Raw genomic sequence first — 10,679 nt, forward strand, 5'->3', positions numbered from 1 at the left:
CCAACTGAGCTATTCCCGCTTTACTGCCGCGTGCCAGTTGCCTGACAACGAGGCGCATTATACGTACCCCGAGCGCCAGCACAACCCCTTTTTCGCAATTTAAGCCCTGATGCAAACTGTTTGCTCAGGGTTTAAACGCCTTGCTGCAATTTTCTCCATTCAGCTGTGACCAACCAAGCGAATTTGGGATAAAGCCGTTGAAATGATTACGCTTTCGTTCGAGACTTGAGCAGCTTAATAACCGGATTCTCAATTGAAAGTCACAAGATGAAATGGATCTTCAAGCTTCGTGGACTCAGGCCGCAGTTAATGCTGGCTTTTTTCATGTTGGGGATGGTGCCATTCCTGGTCATCACCCTCTTCTTCCTATACAGCCACGGCAAGGATCTCACCACCCAGACCTCCAACCATCTGGTCTCCGTCCGCAATATCAAGAAGAGTCAGCTCGAGGATTACTTCAATAACCTCAAAGAGCAGATCATCAACTTCTCTCAGCAGGATTTTGCCGGCAACAGTATCGGTCGTTTCTACGGCTTTGCCGGTGCCTTCGAGAAGCTTGGCACCACACCACAAGAGGCACGCGCCCGCGCCCAGGTCCGCTATGTGCCCGGTTCCTGGGATCAGTTGCAAAAACCGGATGCCCCGGTCGAGATCGAACCCTCCATCAGCGCCCTGATCCTGGCGGACGAGATGTATGGCCGGGTCCACCAGCGCTTCCACCGCGGCTATGCCGACATGGTGCGCAAATCCAACTACAGCGATATCTTCCTGATCGATCTCAACGGTGATGTGGTTTACTCGGTCACCAAACACGCCAACTTTGCCACCAACCTGCTCTCGGGCCCCTACCAGTCGAGCGGATTGGGGCAGACCTTCGCCAAGATCAAGCGCCGCCTCGATGCGGGCCAGAAGCCGCAGCAGATCTTCGAGTTCACCGATTTTGGCCGCAACGAGCTGACCGGGCAGGTGGTCGCCTACATGGCGGCGCCGGTCATGCAGTACGACTATGTACGCGGGGTGGTGATCTTCGAACTGCAGCCGGACAAGCTCAACCAGATCATGGCCGAGCGTGAAGGACTGGGGCAAACCGGTGAAACCATCCTGATCGGCCCTGACAAGCGGATGCGCGCCGATGCCTGGCTGGCGCCGGAGTTCAGCGTCGAGAACAGCTTCAGCCCCAACTTCCGGCCGCTGCAGACCCCCCTTATCACCAAGACCCTCTCGGGTGAACAAGGGGTTGGACTGTTTAGCTCCTATCAGGATGACGAAGTGCTGGCCGCCTACACCCAGGTGAAGGTGTTCGACACTGAATGGGCCTTTATCGCCGAGATCTCCACCCGGGAAGCCTACGCCCCGATCCGCCAGCTCGAAACCCTGGTGATCGTGCTGGGTGCCGGTTCGGTACTGCTGCTGATCCTCTTCTCCCGCTGGCTCTCCCACTCCATCACGGCGCCGCTGCGCTCCCTGACCGAAGCGGCCGAGCAGGTAGCCGACGGCGCACTGGATCACCCCATCGCCATCGAGCGCACCGGCGATGATATCGACCGGCTGGCCGAGGCGTTTCGCCATATGCAGCGTTCGGTGAAGGAAAAAATCGAGCTGATTGAGCAACAGACCCAGGAGCTGCAACAGCAGGTCAAGCTGACCCACAAGCAGAACCTCAGCCTGCAGCAGGCGGACAAGCTCAAGGATGAACTGCTGGCCAATACCTCCCACGAGCTGCGCACCCCCATTCACGGCATCAAGGGGATGGCCGAGTCGATGCTCGCCAGCCAGCAGGATTTGACCGAAGGGCAGCAAAAGCAGCTTGGCCTCATCATCAAGAGCGCTGACGGTCTGGCCCGTCTGGTGGACGATCTGCTCGACTACCACCAGATGCGCTACGGCCAGCTGGAGATCCATCCCCAGCCGGTCTCATCCAAAGGGGTTATCCGGCTGGTGCTGGATCTCTGCCAGCATCTGGTGCAGGCCAAACCGCTCACCCTGGTGGATATCAGCCCCGCCGAACTGCCACCGGTGCTGGCCGACGAGCAGCGGCTCGAACAGGTGCTCTACAACCTGGTGGGCAACGCCATCAAGTACACGCCACAGGGCAAGGTGGTGCTCAGTGCCATCGTTGAGAACAACTTCCTGCGCATCAAGGTAACCGACACCGGCATCGGCATCGCTCACGACCATCTGGAACACATCTTCGAGCCACTGGTGCAGATGAGCCCGGAGGTGAGCAAACAGGGGGCGGGCCTTGGCCTCTCCATCACCCGCCAACTGGTACACCTGATGGGGGGCGAACTGTTCGTCGAGAGCGAGCCGAGCGTCGGCTCCACCTTCGCCTTTACCCTGCCCCTTGCCACCGGCAAAGCCGCCAATCTGACCCAGGGCAGCCGCCAGATCGAGCATCAGCTGGTGCGCCAGCAACCGCTGATCCTGCCGGACTGGGAGAGCGACGATCTGCCCCCACCCCCGGAAGGTGCACCGCTCATTCTGGTGGTGGATGACGAGCCCATCAACCTGCACATCCTGCGTCATCTGTTGCAGCCCTGCGGCTACCGCATCCTGCCCAGCAGTGACGGCCACGATGCACTGGCCAAGCTGGCCGAGGAGCCGGTGGACCTGATCCTGCTGGATGTGATGATGCCAACCCTCTCCGGTTTTGACGTCTGCCGCCGCCTGCGCGAGCAGCACCCGAAAGAGATGCTGCCAGTGCTGCTGCTCACCGCCCTCAACCAGCCCAAGGATATCGAGGAGGGCTTTGGCGCCGGTGCCAATGACTATCTGGTCAAACCCTTCTGCAAGGAGGAGCTGTTTGCCCGGGTCAAGGCATTGCTGGAGGCCAAGGCCGGACGCGCTTCACTGGTTGAAAACCGCCTGCTGAAACAGGAGATCGAACATCGCTTCACCCTGCAGGAGCGACTCCATCAGGATCAGCAGCGGCTGCTGGCCCTGCTCGGCGAAGGGGCCGACCCCATGGTCTTTATCGACGAGCAGGGCTCTGTGCTGTTTGCCTCCCGGGTGCTGGCCAGACTGCTGGAGCTGGAGCCGGAAATCATGGAGGGACAACCACTGGATGATTGGCTGGCGAGCCCATTGCAACAGCAGTGGCCCAACCTTGCCAGCGAGCGGGAACACAATCTGGAATTTCTGGTGGCCGGGCAGAAAGAGGTGCTCAACGCCCGCGCCCTGCCCATCACGCTGGGGGGGCAAGCCGCTTTCGCCCTCACTCTGAGTACCGAACAGCGTCAGGATGAGAACCGGGTGATGGCGCTGGAGAACGCCCTCAAGAACCTCTCGCGGCAAGCCATCATCGAAGATGAACAACTGCTGGGCGAGCTGAGCCGACTGGGCGGAGAATTCCGTTCGCTAGCCGATGATCTCATTCGTCAGCAGGATGACGAGCCGCTGCGCCGGGCGCTGGTAGAGACCATGCAGCTCACCCTGGATACCTGGCAGCAGGGCACCGGCAAGGGCAAAATCGTGCTGGCAGAGAAGAGCAAACTGTGGCGGGTCTATATGGACAGATCCAGCCCGCAGACCCGCACCCTCGACAAGTACCTGAGTCTGGATACCCTGCCCAAGTCGCCACGCTGGAAGACGGTGGTGGCCACCACCGAGTATGTGCTGGGCCACTGCCCGCTCAATGACCACCAGCGCCAGCAGTTGCAACACAGCGCCCAGACCCTGCGTCAACTCGCCAACCGCAAGCCGTGACCCGGCGCCCTAAACGGGCGCTGGATCACAGTTGGCCATCCGGTTTATTTTTTGCGCAAAACAAAGTCCCGCACGACACCAAAACAGAGAGCAGATCCAATTCACAAATTTGTCATATACGCCATTTTTGCAGCCACTTTTTACGCGAAAACAAATAACGCAAAGCAATGATTTTAAACAGATAAAAATGTGTTTTGACGAGATTGACGTATCGCCGTCAATTTTTACGAAAACAACGAAATCAGTAGTTGTTGTTTTCCTGTTAACTCTGTTTTGCTAAGGGCGTTGGAAAACAAAACGACAAGGGTGCAGACACCCAACCAACAACGAGGGCCGGTCTCCTCAGCATGCGAAACCGGTGCTCACACAAACAAGGCGAACCCTCGGGAATGCCAAAAAAATAAGAAAGGAAAACATATGCTTGCCAAAGTATCCAAAATCTCTACCGCTGTAATGCTGGGAACCATGATGCTTGCCGGTGCTGCCGGTAACGCCATGGCCGCCGAAAACAAAACCGTGCTGACCATGGTTGCACAGCAGGAAACCGCTTGGGTCAAGAACTTCAACCCCTTCCTGCAAGCTGGCCTGCTGCACACTACCCGTCACTTCATCTATGAACCGCTGGTGATCTTCAACGATATGCAGGGTGGCAAACCCGTCTATCGTCTGGCCACCAACTACGCGTTCAGCAAAGACCTGAAATCCGTCACTTTCGATCTGCGTGATGGCGTGAAGTGGTCCGACGGTCAGCCCTTTACCGCTGACGACATCATCTTCTCCTTCAATCTGGTCAAGGCCAACAAGGCGCTGGATGAGCGCTCAATCTGGACCCAGATCAAGAGCGTCGAGAAGCTGGCCCCCAACAAGGTCAAGTTCGACCTGACCGAGGTCAACACCAACGTGGTGAATGATCTGGTGCTGGTACCTATCGTGCCGGAACACCAGTGGAAATCGGTGAAAGACCCGGTGGCCTTCACCAACGACAAGCCGGTTGGTACCGGTCCGTTTACCGAAGTGGACAACTTCTCCGCCCAGCTCTACACCCAGTGCCGCAACCCGCACTACTGGGATAACGCCAACCTCGCCATCGACTGTCTGCGCATGCCGCAAATGGCCACCAACGACCAGGTACTGGCCGCCGTCATGAAGGGTGACATCGACTGGTTCGGCTCCTTCGTGCCGGACATCGAGCGCCTCTACGTCGGCAACGATCCGAAGAACAACAAATACTGGTTCCCGGCCTCCGGTACCGTGGCATTCAACGTCAACTTCCAGACCAAGAACCCGGGTAACCACGAAGCCTTCAACGACATCAACTTCCGTCGCGCCTTCTCCATGGCGATGGACCGCCAGTCCATGGTGGATATCGCGGGCTACGGCTACCCCACTGTCAACGAGTACCCGTCCGGTCTGGGCAAAGCCTTTGACTCCTGGAACAACCCGGAAGTGGACAAGAAGTACGGCAAATTCAACAAGTTCGATATCGAAGGGGCCAAAGCCCTGCTGAAACAGGCCGGTTACAAGGATTGTGACGGCGACAAGTTCCTCGACACCCCGACTTGCCAGAAGATCGAGTTCAAGGTGCTGGTACCGAACGGCTGGACCGACTGGGTCAACACAGTACAGATCGGTGTAGAAGGGCTGCAGGCGCTGGGCCTGAACGCCAAGACCGCCACCCCGGAAGCGACCGTCTGGACCGAGAACCTCATCACTGGTGACTTCGACGTCGCCCTGCAGGGTTACTTTGCCGGTGCCAACCCGCACAAGTACTTCGAGACCGCGTTCCACTCACGCAACATGGGTGACCGTGGCAACCGCTTCGCCGCACCCCGTTACAAGGATCCCGAGCTCGACAAGCTGATCGATGACTTCACCCAGACCGCCGATGCGGCCAAACAGAAGGAGATCATGTTCGCCATCCAGGATCGTGTTGGTGCCAACCAGACCATCATTCCGGTCTTCAACAACCCGACCTGGTATGAGTACAGCACCAAGCGCTTCCATGGCTGGTTCAGTGCTGACAACCCGGTAGCCAAGCCGCAGCTCCACCCGGACACCCCTGAGCGTCTGCTGCACGTGTTGTCCCTCAAGCCAAACAGCTAAACAATCCCGGCCCCCTGCGGGGGGCCATCTTCCCCGTTAATCCCCTTCTTGCCGGGCTCTGCCGGGGTTGGGGTAGCTATACCCGACGCGGGGCAGACTTGCAGTAAAAGGTACTATCATGGGATTCATACTGAGACGCTTTTCCTTCTACCTGGTTGCCTTTCTGGTAGCCGCCACCATCAACTTCCTGTTACCCCGTGCCATGCCAGGGGATCCTGTCTCCGTGATGTTTGCCCGCGCTGGCGCCATGATGGAACCCGCCGCCCTGGAAGCCCTCAAAGCCACGTTCGGCTTTGTCGACGGCCCCATCGGCACCCAATTTCTCACCTATGTGAAGAGTGTCTTCACCTGGGATCTCGGCACCTCGGTGCGCTTCTACCCGCAGCAGGTCTCTGACGTGCTGGGCCGTGCCATTGGCTGGACCCTGTTTCTGGTCGGCACCTCCACCATCCTGAGCTTCTCCATCGGTTCCATCGTCGGCATCTTTGCCGCCTGGTATCGCGGCGGCCGGATGGACAGCATTCTCTCCCCGCTTACTCTGGTGATGCAGGCTATTCCGCCGGTGGTGGTCTCCCTGCTCGCCCTGTTCCTGTTCGGGGTCAGCCTCGAGTGGCTGCCCATCGGTTATGCCTATAGCCCGGAAATCCCGGCTGACTGGGGCTGGGAGCACATCAAGAGCATCATGACCCACGCCATCATGCCGGTGCTGACCCTGGCCATCGTGCAGGTGGGGGGCTTTCTCATCACCATGCGCAACAACATGATCAACCTGCTCGGCGAGGATTACATCACCATGGCCAAAGCCAAGGGGCTCTCCAGCAACCGGGTGATCTTCAACTACGGCGCACGCAACGCCATTCTGCCCAGCGTCACTGCTCTCTCCATGGCGCTCGGCTTTGTCATCGGTGGCTCGCTTATCACCGAGGTGATCTTCAACTACCCGGGGCTGGGCCTGACCCTCTATCAGGGCATTCTGGCCCGCGACTACCCGCTCATTCAGGGGCAGTTGCTCATCATGACCATCACCATGCTCAGCTTCAACTTCCTGGCCGACGTGCTCTACGTCTTCCTGGATCCCCGTCTGCGTACAGGAGGCAAATAAGATGCGTATGCCGACCATTCTCAAAATTTTGTTGGGCAACCGCAAAGCCGCCTGTGGCCTCGCCATCGTCGTTGCCTTCGTACTGATGGCCATCTTCGCCCCCATTCTGGCCAGCAACGAGCCGACCAAACGGGTGGCTCGCCCGCACCAGCCGCCCAGTGCCGAGTTCGTGATGGGGTCCACCCGCATGGGCCACGACATCTGGGCCCAGTTCACCAACGGCGCCCGTATCTCGCTGCTGGTGGGCTTCAGCGCTGGCCTGCTGGTCTGCACCCTGGCCGTCGCCATCGGCATCACCGCCGGTTACTTCGGCGGTCTGGTGGATGAGTGCCTCACCTTCCTGATGAACGTGGTGCTGGTGATCCCCAACCTCCCCTTGCTACTGGTGCTGGCGAGCTTTATCGGGGAGGCGTCACCGACGGTGATTGCCGTGATAATCGGGTTGACCTCGTGGGCCTATGGCGCGCGGGTGATCCGGGCCCAGACCCTGGCGCTGCGCGAAAAAGAGTTCGTCATCGCCGCCGAAGTGCTGGGCGAGCCGGCCTGGCGCATCATTCTGGTGGAGATCCTGCCCAACCTCATCTCCATCATCGGGGTGAGCTTCATCGGCTCCATCATCTACGCCATCGTCACTGAAGCGACCCTGGAGTTCCTCGGTCTCGGCGACCCGACCGTAGTGAGCTGGGGCATCATGCTCTACAACGCCCAGACCTCCAGTGCCATCCTGATCGGCGCCTGGTGGGAAGTACTGGCCCCCTGCTTCGCCATCGCCACCCTGGGTGCCGGTCTGGCCCTGCTCAACTTCGCCATCGACGAGATCGCCAACCCGCAGCTGCGCTCCCACAAAGGACTCAACCGCTGGAAGAAACTGGCCACACCGGTCGCCACACCGCTCTCTGCCGCACAGGAGAAGACAGCATGAACAAGCATCCCCTGCTGTCAGTACGCAATCTTTGCGTCGACTACATCACCGAAAATGGCGACGTGCGCGCCGTCAACTCGGTGAGCTTCGATATCAAACAGGGCGAGATCTTCGGTCTCGCCGGTGAGTCGGGCTGCGGCAAATCCACCGTCGCCTTCTCGGTGGCCCGGCTGCACAAGCCGCCCGCCTACATCAGCGGTGGCGAGATCCTGTTCAAGGGGGAGAACATCCTCCACTACAACGACGAGCGGCTGCGCTCCTACCGCTGGCAACAGGTGTCGGTGGTGTTCCAGTCTGCCATGAACGCCCTGAACCCGGTGCTGCGGATGGAGGAGCAGTTCTGCGATGTGCTGCTGGCCCACAACCCCGGCATGACCCGCTACGAGGCGATCAAGCGCGCACAGGAGCTGCTCACCATCGTCGACATTCACCCGAGCCGGCTCAAGGATTACCCGCACCAGTTCTCCGGCGGCATGCGCCAGCGGCTGGTGATTGCCATCGCCATGGCGCTCAACCCTGAGCTGCTCATCATGGATGAGCCAACCACGGCGCTCGATGTGGTGGTACAGCGAGAGATCCTGCAGAAGGTCTATGCCCTGAAGGAGAAGTTCAACTTCTCCATTCTGTTCATCACCCACGACCTCTCCTTGATGGTGGAGTTCTGCGATCGCATCGGCATCATGTATGCCGGTGAACTGGTGGAGGTCGCCCCCTCCAAGGCGATCCTGACCGCGCCGCTGCACCCCTATACCAAGGGGCTCGGCAACTCCTTCCCGCCCCTGCACGGGCCGAAGAAGGTGCTGGAAGGGATCCCGGGCACCCCGCTCAACCTGCTGGAGGTGCCGGTCGGCTGCCGCTTTCAGGCCCGTTGCGGCAAGGTGCACGATCGCTGCCGTCAGGAGTACACCAAACTGGCCGAGATCCGCCCCGGGCAACAGACCGCCTGCCACCTCTATGAAGAGCAGGGGCAGCAACAAGATTCCGTGATCTATCTGGACAAGGCCGCTGGCTGTTAAGGATGTCTGTCATGCAAATCGCCAAAACCGATGCACCCATCATCGAAGTCCAGCACCTCTACAAGGACTTCCCCATCAACTCCAATGCCATCAAGAGTGGCAAGATGCGGGCGCTCTCCGACATCACCTTCAACCTGCACCGGGGCCGTGCCCTGGCGGTGGTCGGGGAGTCGGGCTCCGGCAAGAGCACCATCGCCAAGATCATCGCCAAGATGTACAAGCTCAGTGCCGGGCGCATTCTCTATCGCGGCCACGATCTGGAGGAGTTCAACAAGGGCACCGCCCTGCTGGACTATCGCCAGAGTGTGCAGATGGTGTGGCAAGATCCGTTCGGTTCGCTCAACCCGACCCACACCATCTACCACCACATAGCCCGCCCCCTGCTGCTGCACAGCAAGGTGATCGACAAGAAAGAGTTGCCCGATATGGTCTACGCCCTGCTGGAGAAGGTCGGCCTGACCCCCGCCAAGGCGACCGCGGCCAAATATCCGCACCAGCTCTCCGGCGGCCAGCGCCAGCGGGTCAACATCGCCCGCAATCTGGCGGTGGAGGCGGAAGTGGTGCTGGCGGACGAGCCGACTTCCATGCTCGACGTCTCCATTCGTATCGGCATCCTCAACCTGATGGAGCAGATGAAGAACGAGCTGGGGGTCTCCATGCTCTACATCACCCACGACATCGCCACCGCCCGCTATGTGGCGGAAGATCTGGCGGTGATGTATGTGGGTCACATGGTGGAGTGGGGCGAGGTGGACGAGATCCTGCACCACCCGCAGCACCCCTACACCCAGCTGCTCATCTCGGCGGTGCCCGACCCCGAGAAGAGCATCCACGCCGAGCTGGAGGGTGGCCGCAAGGGGGAGATCCCGCTCTGGACGCCGGAGTCCTGCGGCTGTCCGTTTGCCGGGCGCTGCAATCAGGCGATGCCCCGCTGCAAGGAGACGCTGCCTGCCATCACCAAGCTTGCCGACAACCACTTCGTGCGCTGCTACCTCTACGAGTGAGGGTGAGCCTTAGACCGGCCGGACAGCCCTGTCCGGCCATGCCTCGATACGGGGCGGCCACCGCCCCGTGATGTGCCTCACCGCCCGGCGGTGAACCACAGGAGTAATACCTTGATGGAACTCTTGATCAATCAGGTGGGCTACGAGTGCGACGGCCACAAGGTCGCCCTGTTGCAAACCTCCCCCGCCCCTGATCTAGGCGGCTATGTCAGGCTGCAACGCCTCGACGATGGCCAGATCCTGTTTGAAACCCCGCTGCAACTGGCTGGCAGCGTCTCTGGCTGGCAGGGCCGCGCTTACTGGCGTGCCGACTTCTCCGCCTTCAAGGAGCCCGGCCACTATCGGCTGGAGGCGATCACTGCCCAAGGCATAGTCCGCTCGACCCACTTTGCCATCGGTCAGGATCTGCTGGCCAGCCGCTGCCTCTCCGACGTCATCCACTACTTCAAGGGGCAGCGCGCCAGCGGCACCTTTGATCGGGCCGACCGCAGCGCTCGCCTGTTTGGCACCGACCAGCACAAAGATGTGCACGGCGGCTGGTTCGATGCCAGCGGCGACATGAGCAAGTACCTGAGCCACCTCTCCTACGCCAACTACCTCAACCCCCAGCAGACCCCCATGGTGGTGTGGGCCCTGCTCAAGTGCCGGGAACTGCTGGCCCCGCGCCGCGATATCGACGGGGTAAACCTCTGCAAGCGGCTCAATGACGAGGCGCTGCACGGCGCCGATTTCCTCTGCCGGATGCAGGATGAGTCGGGCTTCTTCTACATGACCCTGTTCGACAAGTGGAGCAAGGATCCCGCCCAGCGCGAGCTGTGCGCCTATGC

Annotated in this window: 7 protein-coding genes; all 7 read left to right on the top strand. The window is 60.1% G+C overall.

Going from position 1 to position 10,679, the window contains the following annotated elements; translation table 11 throughout:
* The first annotated feature begins 267 nt into the window (after window positions 1-267).
* Window positions 268-3,705, top strand: a complete 3,438-nt coding sequence (locus tag LD28_RS0104910; protein WP_033135894.1) for a hybrid sensor histidine kinase/response regulator — start codon at window positions 268-270, stop codon at window positions 3,703-3,705.
* 417 nt (window positions 3,706-4,122) lie between these two features.
* Window positions 4,123-5,808, top strand: a complete 1,686-nt coding sequence (locus LD28_RS0104915) for an ABC transporter substrate-binding protein (protein ID WP_033135895.1) — start codon at window positions 4,123-4,125, stop codon at window positions 5,806-5,808.
* A gap of 118 nt (window positions 5,809-5,926) precedes the next feature.
* Window positions 5,927-6,910 carry an ABC transporter permease gene (locus tag LD28_RS0104920; RefSeq protein ID WP_033135896.1) on the top strand — a complete coding sequence of 328 codons (984 nt, stop codon included), beginning with the start codon at window positions 5,927-5,929 and terminating at the stop codon, window positions 6,908-6,910.
* Window position 6,911: 1 nt separating this feature from the next.
* The gene (locus LD28_RS0104925) at window positions 6,912-7,832 is read left to right on the top strand and encodes an ABC transporter permease (RefSeq protein WP_033135897.1); all 921 of its coding nucleotides are present in this window, start codon (window positions 6,912-6,914) and stop codon (window positions 7,830-7,832) included.
* Entirely contained in the window at window positions 7,829-8,848 is a 1,020-nt protein-coding gene (locus LD28_RS0104930) for an ABC transporter ATP-binding protein (RefSeq protein ID WP_033135898.1), read from the top strand. The genes LD28_RS0104925 and LD28_RS0104930 overlap by 4 nt, the downstream gene beginning before the upstream one ends.
* 11 nt (window positions 8,849-8,859) lie before the next feature.
* On the top strand, window positions 8,860-9,852 hold the full coding sequence (locus LD28_RS0104935; RefSeq protein ID WP_033135899.1) for an ABC transporter ATP-binding protein: 993 nt from the start codon (window positions 8,860-8,862) through the stop codon (window positions 9,850-9,852).
* A 114-nt stretch (window positions 9,853-9,966) separates the two neighbouring features.
* On the top strand, window positions 9,967-10,679 hold a 713-nt coding region (locus tag LD28_RS0104940), incomplete at its 3' end, for a glycoside hydrolase family 9 protein (RefSeq protein WP_033135900.1).

The sequence above is a fragment of the Aeromonas finlandensis genome (assembly GCF_000764645.1).
GTDB classification, from domain to species: Bacteria; Pseudomonadota; Gammaproteobacteria; order Enterobacterales; family Aeromonadaceae; genus Aeromonas; species Aeromonas finlandensis.